The sequence below is a fragment of the Sphingomonas sp. PL-96 genome (assembly GCF_020707215.1).
Taxonomy (GTDB): domain Bacteria; phylum Pseudomonadota; class Alphaproteobacteria; order Sphingomonadales; family Sphingomonadaceae; genus Sphingomonas.
The window spans coordinates 342193-366043 of the sequence record NZ_JAJFET010000001.1; the positions used below are offsets into that span (position 1 = coordinate 342193).

26 protein-coding genes are annotated in these 23851 nt (G+C 67.2%); 19 read left to right on the top strand and 7 right to left on the bottom strand.

Features of this window, described 5'->3' with window-relative positions; all coding sequences use genetic code 11:
• Window positions 1-48 precede the first annotated feature (48 nt).
• The 9 genes from rplO to guaA all read left to right on the top strand — a co-directional run bounded on the left by rplO (window position 49) and on the right by guaA (window position 10013).
• Window positions 49-576 (top strand): 50S ribosomal protein L15, encoded by a 528-nt coding sequence (rplO, locus tag LK533_RS01590; protein ID WP_229361009.1) that lies wholly within the window; start codon window positions 49-51, stop codon window positions 574-576.
• 208 nt (window positions 577-784) lie between these two features.
• Window positions 785-2152: a preprotein translocase subunit SecY gene (gene secY, locus LK533_RS01595; RefSeq protein WP_229361010.1), complete on the top strand. Its 1368-nt coding sequence runs from the start codon at window positions 785-787 to the stop codon at window positions 2150-2152.
• A gap of 23 nt (window positions 2153-2175) precedes the next feature.
• Window positions 2176-2823, top strand: coding sequence for an adenylate kinase (locus LK533_RS01600; protein WP_229361011.1), 648 nt, complete (start codon window positions 2176-2178; stop codon window positions 2821-2823).
• A 396-nt stretch (window positions 2824-3219) separates the two neighbouring features.
• Window positions 3220-3588, top strand: coding sequence for a 30S ribosomal protein S13 (gene rpsM / locus LK533_RS01605; protein ID WP_125961391.1), 369 nt, complete (start codon window positions 3220-3222; stop codon window positions 3586-3588).
• Window positions 3589-3679: 91 nt separating this feature from the next.
• A complete protein-coding gene (gene rpsK, locus LK533_RS01610; RefSeq protein WP_125961390.1) occupies window positions 3680-4069 on the top strand; it encodes a 30S ribosomal protein S11 in 390 nt (129 codons plus the stop codon).
• Between the two features lie 98 nt (window positions 4070-4167).
• The gene (locus LK533_RS01615; protein WP_229361012.1) at window positions 4168-5232 is read left to right on the top strand and encodes a DNA-directed RNA polymerase subunit alpha; all 1065 of its coding nucleotides are present in this window, start codon (window positions 4168-4170) and stop codon (window positions 5230-5232) included.
• Window positions 5233-5448: 216 nt separating this feature from the next.
• On the top strand, window positions 5449-5871 hold the full coding sequence (gene rplQ, locus LK533_RS01620) for a 50S ribosomal protein L17 (RefSeq protein WP_229361013.1): 423 nt from the start codon (window positions 5449-5451) through the stop codon (window positions 5869-5871).
• A 186-nt stretch (window positions 5872-6057) separates the two neighbouring features.
• Entirely contained in the window at window positions 6058-8160 is a 2103-nt protein-coding gene (locus tag LK533_RS01625) for a prolyl oligopeptidase family serine peptidase (RefSeq protein ID WP_420705817.1), read from the top strand.
• A gap of 293 nt (window positions 8161-8453) precedes the next feature.
• Window positions 8454-10013: a glutamine-hydrolyzing GMP synthase gene (guaA, locus tag LK533_RS01630; protein WP_229361014.1), complete on the top strand. Its 1560-nt coding sequence runs from the start codon at window positions 8454-8456 to the stop codon at window positions 10011-10013.
• A 150-nt stretch (window positions 10014-10163) separates the two neighbouring features.
• Here guaA and LK533_RS01635 read toward each other — a convergent pair whose 3' ends face one another.
• A complete protein-coding gene (locus LK533_RS01635) occupies window positions 10164-11174 on the bottom strand; it encodes an SDR family oxidoreductase (RefSeq protein WP_229361015.1) in 1011 nt (336 codons plus the stop codon).
• Window positions 11175-11309: 135 nt separating this feature from the next.
• Between LK533_RS01635 and LK533_RS01640 the strand changes: the two genes are divergently transcribed.
• The 3 genes from LK533_RS01640 (at window position 11310) to LK533_RS01650 (ending at window position 13418) form a co-directional block, all read left to right on the top strand.
• On the top strand, window positions 11310-11684 hold the full coding sequence (locus LK533_RS01640) for a hypothetical protein (protein WP_229361016.1): 375 nt from the start codon (window positions 11310-11312) through the stop codon (window positions 11682-11684).
• Window positions 11675-12094 (top strand): GNAT family acetyltransferase, encoded by a 420-nt coding sequence (locus tag LK533_RS01645; RefSeq protein ID WP_420705818.1) that lies wholly within the window; start codon window positions 11675-11677, stop codon window positions 12092-12094. Before LK533_RS01640 ends, LK533_RS01645 begins: the two co-directional genes overlap by 10 nt.
• Window positions 12095-12182: 88 nt before the next feature.
• Complete coding sequence (locus LK533_RS01650; protein WP_229361018.1) at window positions 12183-13418, top strand: family 1 glycosylhydrolase; 1236 nt, start codon at window positions 12183-12185, stop codon at window positions 13416-13418.
• A gap of 65 nt (window positions 13419-13483) precedes the next feature.
• Here LK533_RS01650 and LK533_RS01655 read toward each other — a convergent pair whose 3' ends face one another.
• Complete coding sequence (locus tag LK533_RS01655) at window positions 13484-13663, bottom strand: hypothetical protein (protein WP_229361019.1); 180 nt, start codon at window positions 13661-13663, stop codon at window positions 13484-13486.
• A gap of 467 nt (window positions 13664-14130) precedes the next feature.
• Between LK533_RS01655 and LK533_RS01660 the strand changes: the two genes are divergently transcribed.
• From LK533_RS01660 to LK533_RS01690, 7 genes are all read left to right on the top strand, one after another.
• On the top strand, window positions 14131-15045 hold the full coding sequence (locus LK533_RS01660) for a hypothetical protein (RefSeq protein WP_229361020.1): 915 nt from the start codon (window positions 14131-14133) through the stop codon (window positions 15043-15045).
• A 74-nt stretch (window positions 15046-15119) separates the two neighbouring features.
• Window positions 15120-15467, top strand: coding sequence for an ArsC family reductase (locus LK533_RS01665; RefSeq protein ID WP_229361021.1), 348 nt, complete (start codon window positions 15120-15122; stop codon window positions 15465-15467).
• A 50-nt stretch (window positions 15468-15517) separates the two neighbouring features.
• Window positions 15518-16384 carry a 3-methyl-2-oxobutanoate hydroxymethyltransferase gene (panB, locus tag LK533_RS01670; RefSeq protein WP_229361022.1) on the top strand — a complete coding sequence of 289 codons (867 nt, stop codon included), beginning with the start codon at window positions 15518-15520 and terminating at the stop codon, window positions 16382-16384.
• A 67-nt stretch (window positions 16385-16451) separates the two neighbouring features.
• Complete coding sequence (locus LK533_RS01675) at window positions 16452-17174, top strand: tetratricopeptide repeat protein (RefSeq protein ID WP_229361023.1); 723 nt, start codon at window positions 16452-16454, stop codon at window positions 17172-17174.
• Complete coding sequence (locus LK533_RS01680; protein WP_229361024.1) at window positions 17171-18505, top strand: PQQ-binding-like beta-propeller repeat protein; 1335 nt, start codon at window positions 17171-17173, stop codon at window positions 18503-18505. Before LK533_RS01675 ends, LK533_RS01680 begins: the two co-directional genes overlap by 4 nt.
• Before the next feature lie 18 nt (window positions 18506-18523).
• The gene (der, locus tag LK533_RS01685) at window positions 18524-19879 is read left to right on the top strand and encodes a ribosome biogenesis GTPase Der (protein WP_229361025.1); all 1356 of its coding nucleotides are present in this window, start codon (window positions 18524-18526) and stop codon (window positions 19877-19879) included.
• Complete coding sequence (locus tag LK533_RS01690) at window positions 19876-20070, top strand: sulfurtransferase TusA family protein (RefSeq protein ID WP_229361026.1); 195 nt, start codon at window positions 19876-19878, stop codon at window positions 20068-20070. Before der ends, LK533_RS01690 begins: the two co-directional genes overlap by 4 nt.
• 163 nt (window positions 20071-20233) lie before the next feature.
• Here LK533_RS01690 and LK533_RS01695 read toward each other — a convergent pair whose 3' ends face one another.
• The 5 genes from LK533_RS01695 to LK533_RS01715 form a co-directional block, all read right to left on the bottom strand.
• Window positions 20234-20941 carry an NTP transferase domain-containing protein gene (locus LK533_RS01695; protein WP_229361027.1) on the bottom strand — a complete coding sequence of 236 codons (708 nt, stop codon included), beginning with the start codon at window positions 20939-20941 and terminating at the stop codon, window positions 20234-20236.
• 4 nt (window positions 20942-20945) lie between these two features.
• Window positions 20946-22034, bottom strand: a complete 1089-nt coding sequence (locus tag LK533_RS01700; RefSeq protein ID WP_229361028.1) for an inositol-3-phosphate synthase — start codon at window positions 22032-22034, stop codon at window positions 20946-20948.
• 7 nt (window positions 22035-22041) lie between these two features.
• Entirely contained in the window at window positions 22042-22902 is an 861-nt protein-coding gene (locus LK533_RS01705) for a CDP-alcohol phosphatidyltransferase family protein (protein ID WP_229361029.1), read from the bottom strand.
• Between the two features lie 149 nt (window positions 22903-23051).
• Complete coding sequence (bfr, locus tag LK533_RS01710) at window positions 23052-23543, bottom strand: bacterioferritin (RefSeq protein WP_125961468.1); 492 nt, start codon at window positions 23541-23543, stop codon at window positions 23052-23054.
• Window positions 23544-23649: 106 nt separating this feature from the next.
• Window positions 23650-23820: a (2Fe-2S)-binding protein gene (locus LK533_RS01715; protein ID WP_229361728.1), complete on the bottom strand. Its 171-nt coding sequence runs from the start codon at window positions 23818-23820 to the stop codon at window positions 23650-23652.
• Window positions 23821-23851 lie beyond the last annotated feature (31 nt).

The following is a 23851-nucleotide window of genomic DNA, read 5'->3' on the forward strand; positions in this document are numbered from 1 at the left end:
CCCTTCCTCATTTCATCAGCGCGACAAAAGCGAAAGCGAGTGCACATCATGAAGCTCAACGAACTCACCGACAACCAGGGCGCCCGTCACCGCAAGATGCGCGTCGGCCGCGGCATCGGCTCCGGCAAGGGCAAGACCGCAGGCCGTGGTCAGAAGGGCCAGAAGAGCCGCGAAGGCGTCTCGATCAAGGGCTTCGAGGGCGGTCAGATGCCGCTCCACATGCGTCTGCCGAAGCGCGGCTTCAACAACATCTTCGCCAAGGACTATGCTGAGGTGAACCTCGGGGCGATCCAGAAGGCGGTGGATGCGGGCAAGCTGACCGGCACCGACATCGACCATGCAGCGCTGAAGGCCGCAGGCCTGGCGCGCGGCGGCAAGGACGGCGTCCGCCTCCTCGCCAAGGGCGAGCTGACCGCGAAGCTGTCGTTCACCGTTGCGGGCGCTTCGGCGTCGGCGCGTGAGGCAGTCGAGAAGGTTGGCGGCACCGTCAACGTGATCGAGGTCGTGCCGGCCGCCGAAAAGGCGAAGGCCAAGAAGGGCCAGACCCTGGCCGCCAAGAAGGCCGCGCGCGCCTAACTGGCGTCGCCTGAACGTCGATCGGGTCGGGCCCGTCCGCTTCCGTTCTGCTTCGTGCCCCCGGGCGCAGCAGACAGGGGTGGGCGGGCCCGATCGTTTGAAGGGCTCCTGCGCTTTCGCGGCGGCCCGTTAGACATCCGGCACGCAAGCCCTATATGGGCGCCGGGGGTGGGGCATATGCGCCCGCCAGCATCATCGGGACACATCCATGGCAGCGGCATCCGACGGCCTTGCAACCAACCTGAACCTGGCCAAGTTCGGCCAGGCGACCGAGCTCAAGAAACGCCTGTGGTTCACGCTGGGGGCGCTGATCGTGTTTCGCATGCTCAGCTATGTGCCGCTGCCGGGGATCGATCCCACGCAGCTCGGCCTGCTCGCCAACCAGACCCAGGGCGGCGTGCTCGACTTCTTCAACACCTTCTCCGGCGGCGCGCTGACGCGCATGTCGGTCGTGGCGCTGGGCGTCATGCCCTACATCACCGCCTCGATCGTCGTGCAGCTCGCCAGCTCGCTGTCGCCGCAGCTCGCCGCGATCAAGAAGGAAGGCGAATCGGGCCGCAAGAAGCTCAACCAGTACACCCGCTACGGCACCGTCGCGCTGACGGCGGTGCAGGGCTATTTCATCGCCGTGGGGCTTGAGGCGTTTGGCGCCCAGGCCGGCGCGCAGGCGGTGATCGAGCCGGGCATGACCTTCCGCATCGCGGCGGTCGTCTCGCTGATCGGCGGCACCATGTTCCTGATGTGGCTGGGCGAGCAGATCACCAGCCGCGGCATCGGCAACGGTATCTCGCTGATCATCATGGCCGGCATCGTCGCCCACCTGCCGACCACGCTGGTGCAGCTGTTCGAGGGGAGCCGCTCGGGCACGCTCGATCCGCTCAAGCTCGTCGGCATCACGGTCGCCGTGATCGGCCTCGTCCTGTTCATCTGCTTCATGGAGCGCGCACAGCGCCGCATCCTGATCCAGTATCCCAAGCGCCAGACCGCGCGTGGGGTGCAGGCGGACCGCAGCCACCTGCCGCTCAAGATCAACACCGCCGGCGTCATTCCGCCGATTTTCGCCTCGTCGCTGCTGCTGATGCCGGTCACCATCACCCAGTTCGCAGGGCAAGCGGCCGAAGGTCAGAGCTGGTGGGGCGATTTCGTCATCAGCCTGAACCAGTATCTGCAGCACGGCAGCCCCGTGTACATGCTGCTCTACGGCGCCGGCATCATCTTCTTCTCGTTCTTCTACACCGCCGTGGTGTTCAATCCGGAAGAGACCGCCGACAACCTCAAGCGCTACGGCGGCTTCATTCCCGGCATCCGCCCGGGCAAGAACACCGAGGCGTATTTCGACTATGTGCTGACGCGCATCACCGTGATCGGTGCGGCGTACCTGGTCGTGCTGTGCCTGTTGCCGGAATATCTCGTCTCGGCGCTTGCCATTCCCTTCTACCTTGGTGGGACTAGCCTTCTCATCGTGGTGAACGTAACCATGGACACGGTGACGCAGATCCAGTCGCACCTGCTGGCGCACCAGTATGGCGACCTGATCAAGAAGGCCAAGCTCAAGGGCGGCCGCGCGCGCCACTGATCGACTGAAGAGGGGAAGACACCGTGGACATCATCCTGCTCGGACCGCCGGGCGCCGGCAAGGGTACGCAGGCGAGCCGTCTGGAGCATGATCGCGGGATGGTGCAGCTGTCCACCGGCGACATGCTGCGCGCGGCGGTCAAGGCCGGCTCGCCGGTGGGGCTCCAGGCGAAGGCGGTCATGGAGGCGGGCGAGCTCGTCTCCGACGCGATCGTCTCGGCGCTGATCGGCGAGCGCCTCGACCAGCTCGAGGAAGGGCAGGGCGCGATCTTCGACGGCTATCCGCGCACGGCGGCCCAGGCCGACGCGCTCGACCTGCTGCTCGAGCGCCGCGGCCGTCGTCTCGCCTATGTGATCGAACTGGTGGTGGACGAGGATGCGCTTGTCGAGCGCATCGTCGGCCGCTTCACCTGTGCCGTCTGCGGCACGGGCTATCACGACACGTTCAAGCCGCCCAAGGTCGATGCGACCTGCGACGTCTGCGGCTCGATCGAGTTCAAGCGCCGGCCGGACGATAATGAGGAAACCGTGCGCACCCGCATGGCCGAATATCGCGCCAAGACCGCGCCGATCCTGCCGGGCTATGAGGAGCGCGGGCTCGTCGAGCGAGTCGACGGCATGGGCGACATGGCCACCGTCGGTGCCGAGATCGCGGCGGTCCTGGACCGCTGAAGAGGGGGGGCGTCGGTCCCCGCCTTCCGCACCCCGGCAAAGGCCGGGGCTCAGATACGATGGGGGTGCGGCGCCAGCGCACCCCGCCCAAGTTCTACCGCCTTTGCCCCGGCCTGCGCCGGGGCACGAGACAGGCGAGTGCGGAGCGGCGGCGTCATCGGCGCCACAAACGCGATGCGATCGGCCAAACCGGCCACCCGCACGCGCCACCGCAAATTTGGTTCCGCCGGGCGGTTGACAGCTTCCCCGCCGGGGCTTACCTGCGCTTTACCCCGACACACCGGTCCCGGCGGCGCGCACGCGTGTCCGCCGCAATCGTGCGTTTCGGGTCAACGCTACGAGATGAGGCGCGCGTATAGCCATGCGGTGCCTCGTGGAGCTGGGAGAATAAAGTTCATGGCACGTATCGCGGGTGTTAACATCCCGACCAACAAGCGCGTCATCATTGCGCTGCAGTACATCCACGGCATTGGTCCTGCGAAGGCCAAGCAGATCACCGATGCGCTGGGCATTGCTGCCGAGCGTCGCGTGCAGGACCTGAGCGATCAGGAAGTGCTGCAGATCCGCGAGACGATCGATGCCAGCCACACCGTCGAGGGTGACCTCCGTCGCGAGACCGCGATGAACATCAAGCGCCTGATGGACCTGGCCTGCTATCGCGGCCTGCGTCATCGCAAGGGCCTGCCGGTCCGTGGCCAGCGCACGCACACCAATGCGCGCACCCGCAAGGGCAAGGCCAAGCCGATCGCAGGCAAGAAGAAGTAAGCGCGCAGCGCTTCCTTCTTTCGCCCGGGGGCGGTGACGAGGCTGATCGCCTCTCGCCCTTGGGATCACGCACTTCAGGTCAGGAATACCTATGGCACAGGCTGCACAGCGCCTCCGTCGGCGCGAACGCAAGAACATCACTGCAGGCGTCGCGCACGTGAACGCCAGCTTCAACAACACCATGATCACCATCACCGACGCGCAGGGCAACGCGATCAGCTGGTCTTCGGCCGGCATGATGGGCTTCAAGGGTTCGCGTAAGTCGACCCCGTATGCGGCCCAGGTCGCTGCCGAGGACGCAGGCCGCAAGGCTGCCGACCACGGCGTGCGCACCCTGGAAGTCGAAGTGAAGGGCCCGGGTTCGGGCCGTGAGTCGGCGCTGCGCGCGCTGCAGGCCGTTGGCTTCCAGATCACGTCGATCCGCGACGTGACCTCGATCCCGCACAACGGCGTGCGCCCCTCGAAGCGCCGCCGCGTTTGATCGATCCCGTCCGGCCGTCGCGACCCTTGTTGGCTGCGCGGCCGGATCGTCATTCGGCGCGGGCAGCCCCCGCCTGCGCCCACAACTAGGGGAAGCCCGTGTCTGTCAACGCTAAGAACTGGCAGGAACTCAAGAAGCCCGGCGGCCTCGAGAAGAAGTCCGGTGGCGATTCCAAGCGCAAGGCGACCTTTGTTGCCGAGCCGCTGGAGCGTGGCTTCGGCCTGACGCTCGGCAACTCGCTGCGCCGGGTGCTGCTGTCCTCGCTGCAAGGCGCCGCGGTCACCTCCATCAAGATCGAGAACGTGCTGCACGAATTCTCGAGCCTGGCAGGCGTGCGTGAGGACGTGACCGACATCGTCCTCAACGTGAAGCAGGTCGCGCTCAAGATGCAGGGTGAGGGCGCCAAGCGCCTCCAGCTGTCGATGACCGGCCCCGCCGAGGTCAAGGCTGGCGACATCGCGGTATCGGGCGACATCGAGGTGATGAACCCCGAGCTGGTGATCTGCCACCTGGACGAGGGTGCAACCCTGAACATGGAACTGACCGCCGAGAGCGGGAAGGGCTATGTCCCGGCTGCCAGCAACCGTCCGGCCGATGCGCCGATCGGCCTGATCCCGGTCGATGCGCTGTTCTCTCCGGTGCGGCAGGTGTCGTACAAGGTTGAGAACACCCGCGTGGGTCAGGAGCTCGATTACGACAAGCTGACGCTGACCGTCGAGACCGACGGCACGGTGACCCCGGAGGACGCGATCGCCTATGCGGGCCGCATCCTGCAGGACCAGCTGTCGCTGTTCGTGCACTTCGACGATTCGTCGGTCACCCGTCAGGCGCCGACCGGCGCTGCGGCTCCGGCACAGGTTGCCGAGTCGGCAGGCGACACCGCCCAGATCAACCGCTTCCTTCTCAAGAAGGTGGACGAGCTGGAGCTGTCGGTGCGTTCGGCGAACTGCCTGAAGAACGACAACATCATCTACATCGGCGATCTGGTTCAGAAGACCGAGGCAGAGATGCTGCGCACCCCGAACTTCGGCCGCAAGTCGCTCAACGAGATCAAGGAAGTGCTCTCGTCGATGGGCCTGCGCCTCGGCATGGAAATCCCGGGCTGGCCGCCCGAGAACATCGAGGAAATGGCCAAGAAGCTCGAGCAGGAGATCATGGGCTGATCCGGACGCCCGCAGCGGTGCTGCGGGCGAGACGGAACGGCCCCGGCCGGCGGGCCGGTGCAAACCGGCCCGACCGACGACGCGGCTTTGCCGCGGCGGGCTCCAAGTTCTTAGAGATGCCGGCCAAGCCAGCATGACGGTTTTTTGGGTGGCTCACCGTCCCACCTGGTCTGGGGTTTCCGTGACACGGCCCCTTAACGAACAAAGGAAATACTCATGCGTCATCGCGTTGGCGGCCGTAAGCTGCAGCGTACCTCGGCCCATCGTCTGGCCCTGTTCCGCAACATGTCGGCCGCGCTGATCAAGCACGAGCAGATCACCACCACCGTCGCCAAGGCGAAGGAACTGCGTCCCTACGTCGAGAAGCTGGTGACCCTGGGCAAGAAGGGTGGCCTGTCCAACCGTCGTCTGGCGCACGCCCGTCTGCTCGACGATGCGCAGCTGGTGAAGCTGTTCGACGTGCTGGCGACCCGCTACGCCGACCGCAACGGCGGCTACACCCGCATCATCAAGGCCGGCATCCGCAAGTCGGACGCCTCGCCGATGGCGATCATCGAGTTCGTCGATCGCGACGTGTCGGCCAAGGGCCAGGACTCGGGCCCGGTGCTGGTCGACGAGGACTTCGACGACGCCGCATAAGCAGCGACGTCGCATGCCGCTTCTAAGCGGTTGCAAACAAAGAAGGGCCGGGCCAGTTTGGCGCCGGCCCTTTTCTTTTTTTCCCGGAGACACTGTGTGGCACGACGCGTCTGCGCGACTGCAATGACTTTGGTTTCGCTGGCGCTTGCCGGCTGCGGCAAGTCCGACCCGGGCTTTCGCGCGGGCATGCCCGGCCTGTCGCAATCATCGTCCCACAAAGCCGAGGTGACCATGTCCTATCCCGAAACGCGCCGGGTCGATCAGGTCGACAAGCTCTTCGGCGAAAAGGTCGAAGATCCCTATCGCTGGCTCGAAAATGACGTCCGCAGCGACCCGGAGGTCGCCGCCTGGGTGGCCGCGGAAAACCGGGTGACCGATGCCTATCTGGCCACGCTGCCCGGCCGCGCGATCTTCAAGGAGCGGTTGCGCACGCTGATCGACTATGAGCGGTTCGGCCTGCCGACCAAGAAGGGAGGCCACTATTTCTACACGCGCAACAGCGGCGTGCAGAACCAGTCGGTCCTCTATGTCCGCGATTCGCTCGACGGTCCCGGCCGCGTGCTGATCGACCCCAATGGCTGGGCGGCCGATGGCGCGACGGCGCTCTCCGAATGGGTGCCCTCGGAAGACGGCCGGCGCATCGCCTATGGCATCCAGGACGGCGGCACCGACTGGCGCACGCTCAAGGTGCTCGATGTCGCCACCGGCAAGCCGCTCGAGGACGAGGTGAAGTGGGCGAAGTTCACCGCCGTCGCCTGGGCGCACAACGGCTCGGGCTTCTTCTACTCGCGCTTTCCGGAGCCCGAGCAGGGCGCGGCGTTCCAGGCGCTGAACCTCAACCACGCGCTCTACTTCCACAAGATCGGCACGCCGCAGTCCGCCGACATCAAGGTCTATTCGACCCCCGACAAGCCCAAGCAGAGCCACGTCGGCCAGGTCACCGATGACGGCAGGTGGCTGGTGATCACTACGTCGGAAGGCACCGACAACCGCTACGAGATCACGCTCGTCGACCTGACGGACGCCCGCATGCGGCCCCGCACGCTGGTGCGCGGGCTGGAGAACAGCTGGGATCTGGCGGGCAACATCGGCAGCACCTTCTACTTCGTGACCGACAAGGACGCGTCGCGCGGCCGCATCGTCGCGATCGATGCCGCCGCATCGACCGATCGCCTGCGCGAGATCGTGCCCCAGGACGCAGCGACGCTTCAGGGTGCAAAGATCACCGGCGGCAAGCTGATGGCGAGCTACCTGGTCGACGCGAAGACCGAGGTGCGCCGCTATACGCTGAACGGCGCCCGCGACGGCGCGGTGCCGCTCCCCGGCATCGGCACGGCCAGCGGCTTCGGCGGCGATCAGGACGATCCCGAGACGTTCTTCGCCTTCACCAGCTTCGCCACGCCCACGACGATCTATCGCTACGACGTACGCACCGGTCAGGCGACGCCGTGGCAGACGCCCAAGGTCGCGTTCAACCCTGCCGACTATGACGTCGCCCAGCGCTTCTATGGCTCCAAGGACGGCACCCGCGTGCCGATGTTCCTGGTCCGCAAGAAGGGTACGACCGGCCCTGCGCCGACGCTGCTCTACGGCTATGGCGGGTTCAACTCGTCGGTGCTGCCCGCCTTTTCGTCCAACCGCCTGGCGTGGCTGGAGCAGGGCGGGGTGCTCGCGGTCGCCAACATCCGTGGCGGCGGCGAATATGGCAAGGCGTGGCATGACGGCGGCCGCCTCGCCAACAAGCAGAACGTCTTCGACGACTTCATCGCCGCGGCCGAGGATCTGATCGCACAGGGCGACACCACCAAGGACAAGCTGGTGATCCAGGGCGGCTCCAACGGCGGCCTGCTGGTGGGTGCGGTCGTCAACCAGCGCCCGGACCTGTTCGCGGCCGCGCTGCCCGCCGTGGGCGTGATGGACATGCTGCGCTTCGACCGCTTCACCGCCGGCCGCTACTGGGTCGACGACTACGGCGATCCGGCCAAGGAGGCCGACTTCAAGGCCCTGCGCGCCTATTCGCCGTATCACAACATCCGCAAGGGCAAGGACTATCCCGCGATCCTCGCCACCACCGCCGACACCGACGATCGTGTCGTGCCGGGCCACACGTTCAAGTACGTCGCAGCGCTCCAGGTGGCCAAGGTCGGCGACAAGCCGCATCTCATCCGCATCGAGACCCGCGCCGGCCACGGCTCGGGCAAGCCGACCGACAAGGTGATCGAGGAATATGCCGACCTCTGGGCATTCTCCGCGCGCTGGACCGGCATGGAGGTGAAGCCGGTCGAGTAAGGTAGGGGGACATTGCGTGTATCCGTTCGTCGTGAGTAGCCGTTGAGCGAAGTCGAAACGGCGTATCGAAGGGCCGCCACCGGTGCTTCGATACGGGTCTTCGACAAGCTCAGCCCCTACTCAGCACGAACGGTTCTACTTGGATGCATCCGGCTCTCGGGCGCATCCCCACCTTCTCCGTTTGTCTCGAGGTGCCATCGAGCTTGTCGAGACGAACGGAAGGAGCATGCAGGGTAGGGAGCCCTCGCCAAAGGGGCTGGCAGCGCGCGGAACCTCTGCTATCGCGCGCTGCCATGAGCGTTCATCCCACAGACTCCATCCTGATCGTCGACTTCGGCAGCCAGGTCACGCAGCTGATTGCCCGCCGCGTCCGCGAGGCCGGCGTCTACAGCGAGATCGCGCCCTTCCAGTCGGCCGCCGAAGCGTTCGAGCGGATGCGCCCGCGCGGCGTGATCCTGTCGGGCGGCCCGGCCTCGGTGCCGGAGGAGGGGAGCCCGCGCGCACCCCAGGCGATCTTCGATTCGGGCGTCCCCGTGCTCGGCATCTGCTACGGCCAGCAGGTCATGACCCAGCAGCTCGGCGGCACCGTCGAGAAGGGGATGAGCGGCGAGTTCGGCGAAGCCTATATCGGCGTCGAGGACCGCTGCGGCCTGTTCGACGCGCTCTGGGATGAGGGCGATCGCCACCAGGTGTGGATGAGCCACGGCGACAAGGTGACCGAGCTCGCCCCCGGCTTCCGCGTCGTCGCGACCAGCCCCGGCGCCCCCTTCGCGGTGATCGCCGACGACACCCGCCGCTATTACGGCACCCAGTTCCACCCCGAAGTCGTCCACACGCCCGACGGTGGCCGCCTGATCGGCAACTTCGCGCGCCATGTCTGCGGCCTCACCGGCGACTGGACGATGGCCGAGTTCCGCGAAGCCAAGATCGCCGACATCCGCGCCCAGGTCGGCAAGGGGCGGGTGATCTGCGGCCTGTCGGGCGGCGTCGACTCGGCGGTGGCCGCAGTCCTGATCCACGAGGCGATCGGCGAGCAGCTCACCTGCGTGTTCGTCGACCACGGCCTGATGCGCACGGGCGAGGCCGAGCAGGTCGTCTCGCTGTTCCGCAACCACTACAACATCCCGCTCGTGCACGTGAACGCAGAGCCGCTGTTCATGAACGGCCTCGCCGGCGTCACCGATCCGGAGGCCAAGCGCAAGTTCATCGGCAAGACCTTCATCGACGTGTTCGAGGACGAGGCCCGCAAGATCGGCGGCGCCGAGTTCCTGGCCCAGGGCACGCTCTATCCGGACGTGATCGAGAGCGTCAGCTTCACCGGCGGCCCGTCGGTGACGATCAAGAGCCACCACAATGTCGGCGGGCTCCCTGAGCGCATGAACATGAAGCTCGTCGAGCCGCTGCGCGAACTGTTCAAGGACGAGGTCCGCGAGCTCGGCCGCGAGCTGGGCCTCCCCGATGCGTTCGTCGGCCGCCACCCGTTCCCCGGCCCCGGCCTCGCGATCCGTATTCCTGGCGAAGTCACCAAAGAGCGTTGCGACATCCTGCGCAAGGCCGATGCCATCTACCTCGAAGAGATCCGCAACGCCGGCCTCTACGACGCGATCTGGCAGGCATTCGCGGTGCTGCTGCCGGTGCGTTCGGTGGGCGTCATGGGCGACGGCCGCACCTATGATTCGGTGCTGGCGCTGCGTGCCGTCACCTCGACCGACGGCATGACCGCCCAGGCGTTCCAGTTCCCCGGCGACTTCCTGCCGCGCGTGGCGACCCGCATCGTCAACGAGGTGAAGGGCATCAACCGCGTCACCTACGATTACACGAGCAAGCCGCCCGGCACGATCGAGTGGGAGTGATTTGAACCGCGCCCCGGCCCAGGCTGGGGCGGGTCAGCGGGCGGTGTGCGAGCACGCGGCGGTTGCCAGGCTACCTTTCCCCCATTCCCCGCCGCGATGACGACCACGTCGCCGCCGAAGCCAACGGTATCCGCGCGCCTGGAGCTACCTTCAGCCCCGCCGCCCGCGCACCACGCCGAACCCCACGGCTGCCCCAACCACTGCCAGCGCGCCCAGCGCCAGCCCCGGATGGGTCCGTGCCGCGGTGAAGGCACTCACCGGCCGCCCCTTCTGGTCGCCGTCGACGACGCCGTCCCTGCCGTCCGGCGCATAGAGGTTGCCCTCCTTTTTCGGGACCGGACGAGTCGGGTCGGAGAGCAGCACACCCATATTCTGCGCGACCCGATCGAACAGCAGCGGCATCACCGCCGCCCCGATCACTTGCAGCTTCGCGAGCCCGCCCACGGTCAGCGTGCGGCGCGGGTGCTGGGCCGCATCCAGGATCGCGTCCGCGACCAGGCCCGGCGCATAGAGCGGCGGCGGCAGCTGTGCCTTGTGCCCGGTCAGGTTGCGGCCGTGCTGGGGAAACGGCGTGCCGACCGGCCCCGGCTTCACCAGCGTGATCGACACCGGCGCCCCGGCCGCCATCATCTCCAGCCGCAGCGAATCGGTGAAGCCCTTCACCGCGTGTTTCGACGCCGTGTAGGAGGAGATGACGGGGGAGGGCATGTCCGAGTTGACCGAACCGACGTTGATCAGCGCGCCGCCCCCCGGCTTGTCCTTCAGGTGGCGCAACGCCGCCAACGACCCGTAGACCACGCCCCAGTAATTGGTTTCGAACACCTGCCGGTGGTCGGCGGTGGGCGTCTCGAGCGCGGTGGCATAAACGCCGACGCCGGCGTTGTTCACCCAAGTGTCGAACCCGCCGAAGCTCTCGATCGCAAAGGCTGCCGCCTGCTCGACTTCGGCTTCCTGGCCGACGTCGGCGACGAAGGTGACGGCTGTGCCGCCCTCCGCGCGGATCTGGTCGCGGATCCGTGCCAGCGCGTCGCCGTCGCGCGCGATCAGCACGACGCGGGCGCCGGCCGCCGCCGCACGCCGCGCCGTCTCCAGCCCATGGCCGGAGCTTGCGCCGGTGAGGACGATCACCTGCTCGGAAAGCGGCTTCAACTGGACCTTCATCACATCTCACTTGCTGCGTGACGTCGGGGAAGCGACGTCGGGCAGGGGAACGAGCCGGGGCCGCGATCCGATCCCTGCGCCACTGGCAACAGCGCGGCCGCCCGCGCTATGGGTGGAACAGACAGGAGGGCGGCAATGAACGGGTTGAACGGGTGGATGCGCGGTACGGGGGTGCTCGCGCTGGCACTGGCCGGCTGTTCGGGGGAGGCGCCGAGACACGACAATCGGGCAGATCCGGTCCCGGTCGCGACCAGCCTGCCGCCGGCAATGCTCGGCCGCTGGGGCCAGGACGGCAGCTGCGCTGCGCCGCTGGAAGTGGCCACCGACCGTATCGGCACTGCGCGCGTCGACGCCGTCACCACGGCCGGCGAAGGCGCGGTGGACGTCGATACCTCCGCAGAGGTGGAGGGCATCACCACGGGCCGCCGCTATCGTCTGGCGCAGGCCCGCGGCGAGCGGCTTGCGGTGACGGTGGACGGCACCACCACCACGCACATCCGCTGCCCGTGATCCCGACCGAGGCGCAGCTGGGCGATGCAGCGGCGGTGATCGCGCTGTGGCAGGCGACCGCGCTGACGCGGCCGTGGAACGACCCTGCCGCCGACTTCGCCCGCGCACTGGCCGCGGCCGACGCGGCGGTGCTGGTCGTACGCGACGGGGACAGCATCCTCGGCAGCGTCATGGTCGGCGATGATGGCCATCGTGGCTGGGTCTATTACCTCGCGGTCGCGCCCGATCGCCAGCGCCGGGGGCTCGGCCGTGCGCTGATGGGTGCGGCAGAGGACTGGCTGCGCGCCCGCAATTGCCCCAAGATCCAGCTCATGGTGCGCGCCGGCAATGCAGAGGCGCTGGGCTTCTACGCCGCGCTCGGGCTTGAACAGCAGGACGTCGTCACCCTCGGCCGCCGCCTGGCGCCCTGATCAGGGCCAGCGTTCCCGCAACCTTTGCAAAGCCGCTCGCGTTTTCTTCCCGCCTCCGGTCGTGAGTCCGGGCGGCTCGGGAGGGTGAGTGGTCAATTTCATGTTTTGCACGGGGATCGAGAACAGCATCCCCACCATCGACAACGGCCGCACCCGCGTCGACCAGATGGACTCCTGCGGCCATTATGCGCGTTGGCGCGAGGATTTCGACCTGGTCGAGGATTTGGGCATCCGCTTCCTCCGCTTCGGCCCCCCGCTGCACAAGACGCTGCTGGGACCCGGCCGGTTCGACTGGGAGTTCGCCGACCTGACGCTCGGTGACCTGCGCCGGCGCGGCATCACGCCGATCGTTGACCTGTGCCACTTCGGCGTGTCGGACTTCATCGGCGACTTCCAGAACCCGGACTTTCCGGAACTGTTCGCCGATTATGCCGCGGCATTCGCTCGGCGCTATCCCTGGGTACAGCTCTACACACCCGTGAACGAGATGTTCATCTGCGCGGTCTTCTCCGCACTCTATGGCTGGTGGAACGAACAGCTGGCGAGCGACCGCGCCTTCGTTACTGCGCTCAAGCACATCGTGAAGGCGAATGTCCGCGCCATGCAGGAGATCCTGAAGCATCGCCCCGACGCGATCTTCATCCAGAGCGAGTCCTCGGAATATTTCCACGCCGACAGCCCGGCCGCAATCGGCCCGGCCGAGATCATGAACGCGCGTCGCTTCCTCAGCCTCGACCTCAACTACGGCCGCCGGGTCAACAGCGAGATGTACGAGTACCTCATGGACAACGGCATGACGCGGGAGGAGTATCACTTCTTCCTCGGCAACCGCCTGAAGCAGCACTGCATCCTGGGCACCGACTATTACTGGACCAACGAGCATCGTGTGCACCAGGACGGTCGCACTTGGGCGTCGGGCGAAGTGTTCGGCTACAGCGAGATCACGCGCCAGTATTACGGCCGCTACGGCCTGCCGGTGATGCACACCGAAACCAACATTGCCGAGGGGCCAAACGGCGACGAGGGCGTCAACTGGCTGTGGAAGGAATGGGCCAACGTCCTGCGCCTCCGCAACGTTGGCATCCCGACGGTCGGCTTCACCTGGTATTCGCTAACCCACCAGATGGACTGGGACACGGCGTTGCGCGAGAAGAACGGCCGCGTCACCCCGGTTGGCCTCTACGACCTCGACCGCAACATCCGCCCCGTGGGCACGGCGTACAAGCAGCTCATCGCCGACTGGCGCGACGTTCTGCCCGCGCAGAGCCTGTGCCTGACGGTACCGGTAGTGCCGCCGTCGTACAGCGGGCCCGCGCGAAGCTGACCCAAAGGCCGAGCCGTCGACCCTGCGGCAGCATCAATGCTTGGCGCGAGGGCGTGCCCCCGCGCTTACTCGTTGTGCGAGCTATGCTTCTCGTCGCCGGTCTTGTCGGGCGACTTCTTCTTCGACGCCTTGCGCGCGCCGGTCCCGGTCGCGCCGCCGCGCCCGGTACCCGTGCTGCCTCGCGCGCCATCACCGCCCTTGGCCGTGATCGCGCCGGGATTTCCGCCTGCACCTTTCTGAGCCATGTCGAGTCTCCGTGAGGAAGACGATTCAACCCGCCGCCCCAGGGTCCGGTTCCGAGCCCCCGCGGGATCGGCAGTCCGGCTGACGGGGCTGTCGCGCGGAACCCTTATTCCCCCAGCCTGTCCCGAGACCCGTACGTGCTCGACCGGCAGCAGATGGTGGTGGATGCGCTGGAGGCGCAGTGCCGTGACAGAAAGGAGTTGTGCTCCGAAGCGGAGCAGGCGCGTCGGCGGTTGAACCAACAAGAGGCGTCCGACTAGGAGGTCGATCTCGGCTGCGAACCGGTTCGGTGCCGAACCATTGACCTGCCAATCTTGTCTGCTGCTGCGGCAGTGGAATGCGGATGCGCCGAAGTTCCTGATCCCCTTTCCAGACATCATCCCCACGGTTACTGCACCGCCTTACTATTGGGGCCTTAGATCCGGGGGGAATGACTTTGCGCAAGCTGTGGATAAAGATACTCGCGTCAGTGTCGGTTTCGATGCTCGCCTGGGGAGCAGTGCCGGCCGATGCGCAGTTCGGCATGCTGGGGGACCTTGCCAAGCGCGCGGGCGTGTCGATGCCCAGCCTGCGCAAGGCGCCGATCACCACCAGCCTTGCGGATGCGGCCTGGGGTGATCCTTCGCAGGACGGCTTCGTGCCGCCATTGCCGAAGCGCAATCTCGCCGAGCTGCAGCGCACCCCCAACGGCGGCTTCGTCCTGCAGCCCGGCTACTACAGCTTCCACGACCAGAGCTATTGCCTGCACGCCGGCACCCATGGACCGGGCAACGGCGACGGTTATCTCTATGCGCCGCCGCTGGGTGCGGCCAAGGACGCGGTGATCGCGATCGTGCGCAACTCGGTCCAGCATCCCGAGATCGAACAGCACACCATCCAGACGCTGCTTTGGGCGATCCTTTCGCGCGCCAAGCTGGAGGACTTGTCCGACGAGAATCGCGTCGCGGCCGCTAAGCTGCTGTCCGCGCGCCAGCTCGCCGGGCTCAACCGCAGCGTCGTCGACATGCTCTCCGCCGGGCCGATTGCGAACAACCTGCCGGCCGAAGTGCGCGCGGCGCTGCGCGCCGAGGCGGACTTGCGCCAGATGCTGGTCACGCCCGGCACCAGCTATGGCGAGCTGGAGCGGGTCGCCGTGCTCGCCGGCATGGCCCCCGTCGGGGCGGGCAGCGAGGCGGTGCCGACCGGCCGGTGGAGCGAGCACCCCGACGGCTACTGGGTCCGCTACCTGCCAGGCAGCTATACCAACACGGTGGTCGAGATCTGGGTGCCGGACGATGCGCCCGGCATCGGCGCGGAGTTCGACCCCGCAACCCACATCGCAGTCCCGGGCAACACCGCGCGCCAGCGGCTGATCCAGTCCGGACGCGCGTATCGGCAGAGCTGACCGGCTCGTAGGCGGCGCTGCTTGCATCGGCTGCGGTCTGGGCTAGGTGCGGCGGGGTAGAAAGGGAACCCAAAGTGACCACCACCCTATATGGCATCCGCGCCTGCGACACGATGAAGAAGGCGCGCACCTGGCTGGACGGGCAGGGCGTGTCCTACACCTTTCACGACTACAAGACCGCCGGCGTCGATCGCGCGACGCTGGAGCGCTGGGTAGACCGGCTCGGCTGGGAAGCGCTGCTCAACCGCTCCGGCACCACCTTCCGCAAGCTGCCGGAGGAACAGCGCGCCGACGTGGACCGGGATGGCGCCATCGCGATCATGCTCGCCAACCCCTCGTCCATCCGCCGACCGGTGCTGGAGGACGGCGATACGCTGCTGGTGGGGTTCAAGCCGGACATCTACGCCCAGCACTGGGCCTGATTGCCCTGGGGTGGCTGGCGCCCGCGGCCTGCACCCTCTATTCCGTCCCCATGTCCACGACTTCCACCCTCGAAGGGGGCGCGCGCCCGTCCGATCCCGCCGCCCGGCCTTCCAGGCGCCTGACCGTGCCCGCGCTGCGCACCCGCAAAGGGCCGGATGCCGAGCCGCTGGTGATGCTCACCGCCTATACCGCGCGCATGGCACAGCTGCTCGACCCGCATTGCGACATGCTGCTGGTCGGCGACAGCCTGGCGCAGGTGATCTACGGCCTGCCGTCCACCGTGCCGGTCACGCTGGAGATGATGGCGGCGCATGGTGCAGCGGTGGTGCGCGGCAGCCGTCATGCGCTGGTCGCGATCGACATGCCGTTCGGCAGCTATGAGGCAAGCCCCGAACAGGCGTTTGAAAGCGCCGCCCGGCTGCTCAAGGAAACCGGCGCCGCCGCCGTCAAGCTCGAGGGTGGGGAGGCGATGGCGCCTGCGGTGCGCTTCCTCACCGAACGCGGCATCCCCGTGATCGGCCACATCGGCCTAACGCCCCAGGCGGTGAACACGCTGGGCGGCTATGGTGCGCGTGGCCGCAGCGAGGCCGAAGCCGCCAAGATCGTCGCAGACGGCATTGCCATCGCAGAGGCCGGCGCCTTTTCAATCGTGATCGAGGGCGTGCTGGAGCCGATCGCGATCGAAGTCACCGAACGCGTGGCCTGTCCGACCATCGGCATCGGCGGGTCGGCGCGCTGCGACGGCCAGGTGCTGGTGGGGGAGGACATGCTGGGCCTGTTCGACCAGACCGCGCGGTTCGTGAAGCGATATGAGGATCTTGCCGGCCGTATTTCGGCCGCGGTTGCCGCCTATGCGGGCGACGTGCGGTCGCGTGCCTTTCCGGGTGCGGAACACCTCTATCAACCACGGGCCTGACGGCTTTCGTTTCCCCGCGCGCGCGGCTAGATAGCGCGCTTCGTTCGCCGCACGCATGGAGTAGGACTTGGCGCTCACCCCCCAGAACAATCAGGCCTTCCTGCGCGAGGTCGATGAGGAGTTGCGGCGAGACCAGGTGGCGAGCTTCGGCCGCCGCTATGGCCTGTGGGTCGCGGTCGCCATCGTCGTGCTGCTGGCGGCGTTCGGCGGCTGGATCTGGTGGAACCACCACCAGAAGGAAAAGGCGGCCGAACAGGGCGTCGTGCTGCAGCAGGCGATGGACGACCTGGGCGCGAGCCGCGTGAACGCGGCGACGGCGCCGCTCGCCACGCTCGCGAACTCGGACAGCGACGGCTATCGCGCCTCGGCCAAGTTCGTGCAGGCCGATGTCCTGCTCCAGAAGCAGGACCTGAAGGGCGCCGCGGCCAAGTTCGCCGAAGTCGCCAACGACAACTCGATGCCCGGCGAGTTCCGCGACCTGGCGCTGCTGCGCCAGACCGCCGCCGAATACGACACGCTCAAGCCGCAGGCGGTGATCGACCGGCTGCGCGGGCTTGCCACCAAGCAGAACCCCTTCTTCGGCAGCGCCGGCGAAATGGTCGCCATCGCCTATATCCGCCTGGGCAAGCGCGATCTGGCAGGCAAGATGTTCGGCGAAATCGCCCAGACGGAAAGCGTGCCTGAATCGATCCGGCAACGTGCGGTTCAGATGGCCAGTGCTCTTGGCGTAGAGGCGCCCGCCTCCAAGGCGCCCACACCCCCCACCTCAGAGGAAAAGAACGCAGGATGAGGACCAGCGCAAAGCTGATGACGGCCGTGGCAGCGCTTTCGCTGCTCGGTGGCTGCGGCATCTTCAAGGGCGACGGCAAGCGCAAGACGCCGATCCTGGGCGAGCGCGTGCCGATCCTGGCCGCCGAGAATGATGTCACCGTCGATCCGTCGCTCGCGGCCGTGCAGGTGCTGCTGCCGCCGGCGGTGGTGAACCCGGACTGGACTCAGCCGGGCGGCAACGAGTCGAAGGCGATGGGCCATCTCGCGCTTGGCGCGTCGCCCACCCGCGCCTGGACCGCAAGCATCCCCGGCGGCACGACCCGCGTGCGCCTGGCTGCGGCTCCGGTGGTCTCGGGCGGTCGCCTGTTCGTGATCGACACCGATGGCGTCGTCCACTCGTTCGACGCCGCGACCGGCGATGCCGGCTGGACCGCGAACACGGTCAAGGACGCGGACAAGGGCAATCAGGCCGCGCGCTTCGGTGGCGGCGTCAGCGTCGGCGGTGATCGCCTGTTCGCCACCAACGGCCTGGGCGACGTGGTCGCGCTCAACATTGCCGATGGTGCCGAGATCTGGCGCGGCAAGCCCGGCGGCCCGCTGCGCGGGGCGCCGACGGTCGCCAACGAACAGGTCTATGTCGTCAGCCAGGACAACCAGCTGTTCGCGCTCTCGCAGACGGACGGCACGGTTGTCTGGACCCAGGCCGGCTCGGTCGAGAGCCAGGGCGTGTTCGGCGTTGCGGCCCCCGCCTCGGCACAGGGCACGGTGGTCGCCGGCTTCTCCTCGGGCGAGCTCAACGCCTATCGCTATGAGAATGGCCGCTCGCTCTGGGCGGACACCCTGTCGCGCACCAGTGCCTCGACCTCGGTCTCGTCGCTCGCAGACATCGACGCCGAGCCGGTGATCGACTCCGGGCAGGCCTATGCGGTCGGCCAGGGCGGTCGCATGGTCGCGCTGGAAGTCACCAGCGGCCAGCGTATGTGGGAACAGAATCTCGCCGGCATCTCGACGCCTGCGGTGGCCGGCGAATGGCTGTTCGTCGTTACCGACGACGCGCGCCTGCTCGCGATTGCGCGCGGCAGCGGCAAGGTGCGCTGGATGCACCAGCTGCCCCGCTACAAGAACGAGAAGAAGAAGAAGGGGCCGATCCTGTGGGTCGGACCCGTGCTTGCCGGCAATCGCCTGGTGCTCGCCAACTCCGACGGCCAGCTGGTCTATGCCTCGCCCGAGGACGGCAGCGTCAGCGCGACGGTCGACGCCGCCAAGAACACGATCAGCCTGTCGCCGGTCGTCGCCAACTCCACTTTGTACCTGCTCGATGATTCGGGCACGATCAGCGCCTGGCGCTGACGCTCGCTGAAAGCCTCCATGCCCCTATCTACCGTCGCCATTATCGGACGCCCCAATGTGGGGAAGTCGACGCTGTTCAACCGGCTCGTCGGCAAGCGCCTGGCGCTTGTCGATGACCAGCCGGGCGTCACGCGCGACCGGCGGGAGGGGGATGCGAACCTGCTCGGGCTCGAATTCCGGATCATCGACACCGCCGGGTTCGAGGATGAGGATCCGCAGACCCTGCCGGGCCGCATGCGCCAGCAGACCGAAGCGGCCGTGATCGACGCCGACGTCGCGCTGTTCATGATCGACGCGCGCGCCGGGGTGACGCCGCTGGACGAGGAAATCGCCCGCTGGCTGCGCGCCGCGGACCGCCCCGTCGTGGTCGTCGCCAACAAGGCCGAGGGCCGCGCGGGCGAGACCGGGGTGATCGAGGCGATGGCGTTCGGCTTCGGCGATCCGGTGCCGCTGTCGGCCGAACATGGCGAGGGCGTGGTCGATCTGTTCGACGCACTGCGTCCGTTCGTCGAGCGCGAGCAAGAGGAAGAACCGGAGGAGGATCCCGAATCCCCCGACGCGCCGCTCAAGCTCGCGATCGTCGGCCGCCCGAACGCGGGCAAGTCGACGCTCATCAACCGCATGCTGGGCCAGGATCGGCTGATCACCGGTCCCGAGGCCGGCATCACCCGCGACTCGATCGCGATCCAGTGGGAGTGGGAGGGCCGCCCGGTCCGCCTGATCGACACTGCCGGCATGCGCAAGCGCGCACGCGTGCAGGAAAAGCTCGAGAAGCTGTCGGTGGCCGACGCCTTGCGAGCGGTCGACTTTGCCGAGGTCGTGGTGCTGCTGCTCGACGCCACGCGCGGGCTTGAGGTGCAGGACATCAAGATCGCCGACCGCGTCCTCCAGGAAGGCCGTGGGCTGGTGATCGCGCTCAACAAATGGGACGTGGCCGAAAACGCCTCCAGCCTGTTCAACGGCGTCAAGGGTGCGCTGGAGGAAGGGCTCGCCCAGGCTAAGGGCGTGCCGCTGCTGACGGTCTCCGCGTTCAGCGGGAAGGGCATCGACGTGCTGCTCAAGGTGGCATTCGAGACTCGCGAGGCCTGGAGCCGTCGCGTGTCGACCGGCGCACTCAACCGCTGGTTCGAACGCGCGATCGAGGCCAATCCGCCGCCCGCGCCCGGCGGCAAGCGCATCAAGATGCGCTATATCACCCAGAACAACACGCGCCCGCCCAGCTTCGTGCTGTTCGGCACGCGCGTCGACATGCTGCCGGAAAGCTACAAGCGCTATCTGATCAATGGCATCCGCCGCGAATTTGATTTCGGCGCGGTGCCGGTGCGCCTGAACCTGCGCGCGCCCAAAAACCCGTTCGACAACAAGGACGGATGATCGACGCGCGCGGCCTGCGCTGCCCCTGGCCCGCGCTGCGGCTGGCCCGTGCGCTGCGGCAGGGCGGGGAGGGCGCGGCGTTTGAGGTGCTCGCCGACGATCCCAATGCGGAACGCGAGATGCGTGCAGTGGCAGAGGCGGCCGGGCGGCAACTGATGCGGTTGGAAGAACACCGCTTCGAGGTGCGGTAGAAGCTCCCAAGACCCCCGTGCTCCTGCGGAGGCAGGAGCCCAGGGCCACACGCACCGGCAGTGGTTGCCTTGCTTGACCCCTGCGTGGGGATACCATGCGGCGCCGGGCGGCACTTGAGCAACTCACGTCAGGAGAAGCGCTGCCGAACTCGCGCCTTGCGCGCTAAACCCGCGCTCCCAGCCAGGCCTCGGCCTTGGCGAGCGCCGCCTGGTCGTCGACGTCGATCCAGTCGAGGTCGCTGCAATCCGTCACCAGCGCCTGGCCGCCCGGCACCAACGCGCGCATCCCTTCCGTCAGCGACGGCGCCTCCAGCCCCTGCAGCGCGGCGAACAGCGCCGCGCCGATCGCGAACACGCCCGTGTCGAAACAGTCGAACGGCTCCAGCCCCTTGCCGATCGCCACGATGTGCTCGCCCTGGGTCTGGACTCGCGTCACGTCGTCCAGGTCGACCCAATCGCTGTCCAGCCGCCGGTCGATGGCGAGGTGGGCGCCGCCGGCAGGTACGCCGCCCAACGCCATGCGCCGGTAGAGCTCCGGATCGACCAGATGGTCGCACATCGCGAGCAGCACGCCTTGCGGCCCGACCTGCGCCTGCGCCGCCAGCACCGACACGCCATTGGGCTCGTGATAGTCGGCGACCCGCACATGCTCGACCGCAACCGGCCAGTCGTGCGCGGCCAGATGCGCCTCGATCGCCTCGGCACCATAGCCGAGCACCACCACCGCCCGCGCCATCCCGGCCGCCGCCAGCCCGTGGAGGGCGTGGTCGATCAACGGCCGTCCGGCGACCGTGCACAGCGGCTTGAATGGTGCTGCGGAGCGAAGGCGGCTGCCTTCGCCCGCAGCCAGCAGGATGGCGGTGTCGATCACCTGGTTACGCAGCGACGAAGGCTTCCACCGCCTGCTGGGCGAGGTCGTCCGTCATCTGCGTGCGCGGGTGCTTGCAGAAATAGGCGGAGGCAGCGTCGATCGGACCGGCCAGGCCACGATCCTTGGCAAGCTTGGCGCAGCGGATCATGTCGATCGCGACGCCGGCGCTGTTGGGCGAGTCCTCGACCGACAGCCGCAGCTCCAGGTTCATCGGCACGCCGCCGAACATGCTGCCTTCCATGCGCAGGAAGCAGATCTTGTTGTCGTTCTGCCACGGCACATAGTCGGACGGGCCGATGTGGACATTGTCCTCTTCCAGCCGTTCGGCCGCGACCGACTGCACGGCCTCGGTCTTCGAGATCTTCTTCGACTCCAGCCGGCGATGGTTCGACATGTTGAGGAAGTCGGTGTTGCCGCCGGTGTTGAGCTGGTAGGTCCGCTCCAGCTTCACGCCGCGCTTGGCGAACAGGTCGGTCAGCACGCGGTGGACGATGGTCGCACCCAGCTGCGCCTTGATGTCGTCGCCGACGATCGGCACGCCCGCATCCTCGAAGCGCTTGGCCCAGACCGGGTTGCTCGCAATGAACACGGGGATGTTGTTCACGAACGCGACGCCGGCCTCGATCGCGCATTCGGCATAGAATTCGGTCGCTTCCTGCGACCCCACCGGCAGGTAGTTCATCAGCACGTCGGCCTTGCTCGCGCGCAGCGCCGCCACGACATCTTCCTTGGTAGGTTCGGCCGCGTCGGCGAGCAGGAAGGTGCGCTCGTCCTTATAGTCGGCCATGTGCTCGGCAACGCCGTCCAGCACCTTGCCCATCTGCACGACCGCGCCGGTCGGCTCCACGGTTTCGCAGAAGATGGCGGTGCAGTTCGGCTTGGCGAAGATCGCCTCGGCCACGTCCTTGCCGACCTTGCGCTGGTCGACGTCCCACGCGGCCACGACCTTGATGTCGCTGGGGCGATAGCCGCCCAGGTCCCAGTGCATCAGTCCGACCCGCTCGTTGGCGCCGTCCCGGTAGTGGGAAAGGCCCTGCACGAGGGAGCTGGCGCAGTTACCGACGCCGACGACGGCGATGTTGATGCTCGGCATTACTTGGTTACGTCCTTCGACTGGATGACGGAATTGACGGGGCAGGGCGGGTGCTCAGGCCACGCACCAGTCGGGACTCGACGGAGCGGTGCCAGATCAGGCCCAGGATCAGGATGGCGGTAAGCGGTACGAGCTCGACCCACCAGAAAAGCCGGGGATTGCCGGCAAGACACGCGATAAAGATGGTCATGACGCGCACGTTGGCGGTCATCAGCCTCAGCAGCCGCATCGGCCGTGCTGCCGCTTCGCCATAGGCCCCCGCCAGCGTCCGGCGATCGGGCGCTTGCGCCAGCGCGGTGTCGAACGGCGCGGCGAAATGGTCCAGCGTGCCGGCTACGCGATCATAGATGCGTACCAGCGGGTTGGCGCTCGGGCTGGCGGCTGTAGCGGCAACGCCCTTGCACCGGCGGTGATAGCGCGCGCGCTCGCTCTCATACAGGTTGGACTGCACCGCATGGGCCACGCCCGCCGCACAGGCCAGCGCCCAGGCTTCGCCGGTGCCGATCGAGGAGGCGAGAACGACATAGATCAGCATGAACACGCCATGGTCGCACAGCCCGTCGAGCGCGCGGCCCAGCGCGCTGGCGGTGCCGGTCGCGCGAGCGATCATGCCGTCCAGTCCGTCGGCAATCAGCCACGCGATCGACAGCAGCAGCCCAGCCACCGCAAAGCCCGGCGCCTGCCACTGGCCGTATGCGCAAGCGGCGAGCGTGCCCAGCGCCAGCCCCCCCACCGACACCGCGTTCGCCGAAACCCCGCGCGCAAGGAACCACGGCAAAAGCCGGCGGGCTGCAGGATGGATGACCAGCAGGTTTGTCGGATCCTCGATCCGGCGATCTCGTGACTGGTCCGGAGGCGGGAGGTTCATCGAAATGTCACGTACAAGCCCGGCGCCCTGTTCAGCAAGCGGTTTGCGCCGGGTGACGGGCGCAGACGCCGAGGGGCGGCGCCTCGCAACGAAAAAGGGCCGGCGTGCCGCCAGCCCTTTGCCGCGTCCGATCGGAAGGGGAGGGAAGCTCAGCCCTCCTTCACATCATATTCCGACTTGGCGTTGAGGGCGATGTAGTTCTCCAGGCCCATGCGCTCGATCATCTCGAACTGCCGTTCCAGCGTGTCGACATGCTCTTCCTCATTTTCGAGGATCTCGGCGAACAGGTCGCGGCTGACGAAGTCGCGCACGCTTTCGCAATAGGCGATCGCCTCGCGCAGCTGGGCGACGGCCTCCAGCTCCAGGGCCAGGTCCGCCTTGATCGCCTCGACCACGGTCTCGCCGATGCGCAGGCGGCCGAGCAGCTGGAAATTGGGAAGCCCGTCCAGGAAGAGGATGCGCTCAGCCAGGCGATCGGCGTGCTTCATCTCCTCGATGGATTCCTCGCGCTCGAACTTGGCGAGCTTGTACACGCCCCAGTGATCGAACATCCGGTAGTGCAACCAATATTGGTTGATCGCCGTCAGCTCGTTGCGGAGCGTTTCGTTGAGGAATTCGACGACCTTGGGATCACCCTTCACGTGCACATGCCTTTGCTGGAAAATTCAGGCTGTGAATCTAGGGTGAAAACGCAGCTTTGAACAGGCGAAAAACCGCAGAAAACTGCGGCTTTTCGCGCTGCGAGCGTCACGCAATTGCGCGTTCGTCGTCGATGATCTCGCGTGCGAATGGCACGCATTGTCCGCACTTTGCCTGGCGTCCCAGCGCGCGATAGGCTTGGCAGGCGCTCATCGCACCCGAGCGCGCGGCGCGCCGAACTTCGTCTTCTCGAATCGCATTGCAAACGCAGACAACCATTGCCGATTCCTTGCTGACGGGAACCGGGTAG

Excerpts from the sequence above, each read along its gene's own strand:
- guaA (WP_229361014.1), top strand. The coding sequence starts at position 8,454 with ATGAGCGTTCATCCCACAGACTCCATCCTGATCGTCGACTTCGGCAGC.
- LK533_RS01655 (WP_229361019.1), bottom strand. The coding sequence starts at position 13,663 with ATGGCTCAGAAAGGTGCAGGCGGAAATCCCGGCGCGATCACGGCCAAG.
- rpsK (WP_125961390.1), top strand. The coding sequence starts at position 3,680 with ATGGCACAGGCTGCACAGCGCCTCCGTCGGCGCGAACGCAAGAACATC.
- LK533_RS01635 (WP_229361015.1), bottom strand. The coding sequence starts at position 11,174 with ATGAAGGTCCAGTTGAAGCCGCTTTCCGAGCAGGTGATCGTCCTCACC.
- rplO (WP_229361009.1), top strand. The coding sequence starts at position 49 with ATGAAGCTCAACGAACTCACCGACAACCAGGGCGCCCGTCACCGCAAG.
- rpsM (WP_125961391.1), top strand. The coding sequence starts at position 3,220 with ATGGCACGTATCGCGGGTGTTAACATCCCGACCAACAAGCGCGTCATC.
- rplQ (WP_229361013.1), top strand. The coding sequence starts at position 5,449 with ATGCGTCATCGCGTTGGCGGCCGTAAGCTGCAGCGTACCTCGGCCCAT.
- LK533_RS01715 (WP_229361728.1), bottom strand. The coding sequence starts at position 23,820 with ATGGTTGTCTGCGTTTGCAATGCGATTCGAGAAGACGAAGTTCGGCGC.
- panB (WP_229361022.1), top strand. The coding sequence starts at position 15,518 with ATGTCCACGACTTCCACCCTCGAAGGGGGCGCGCGCCCGTCCGATCCC.
- LK533_RS01625 (WP_420705817.1), top strand. The coding sequence starts at position 6,058 with ATGCCCGGCCTGTCGCAATCATCGTCCCACAAAGCCGAGGTGACCATG.
- LK533_RS01700 (WP_229361028.1), bottom strand. The coding sequence starts at position 22,034 with ATGCCGAGCATCAACATCGCCGTCGTCGGCGTCGGTAACTGCGCCAGC.
- LK533_RS01705 (WP_229361029.1), bottom strand. The coding sequence starts at position 22,902 with ATGAACCTCCCGCCTCCGGACCAGTCACGAGATCGCCGGATCGAGGAT.
- LK533_RS01640 (WP_229361016.1), top strand. The coding sequence starts at position 11,310 with ATGAACGGGTTGAACGGGTGGATGCGCGGTACGGGGGTGCTCGCGCTG.
- der (WP_229361025.1), top strand. The coding sequence starts at position 18,524 with ATGCCCCTATCTACCGTCGCCATTATCGGACGCCCCAATGTGGGGAAG.
- secY (WP_229361010.1), top strand. The coding sequence starts at position 785 with ATGGCAGCGGCATCCGACGGCCTTGCAACCAACCTGAACCTGGCCAAG.
- LK533_RS01690 (WP_229361026.1), top strand. The coding sequence starts at position 19,876 with ATGATCGACGCGCGCGGCCTGCGCTGCCCCTGGCCCGCGCTGCGGCTG.
- LK533_RS01680 (WP_229361024.1), top strand. The coding sequence starts at position 17,171 with ATGAGGACCAGCGCAAAGCTGATGACGGCCGTGGCAGCGCTTTCGCTG.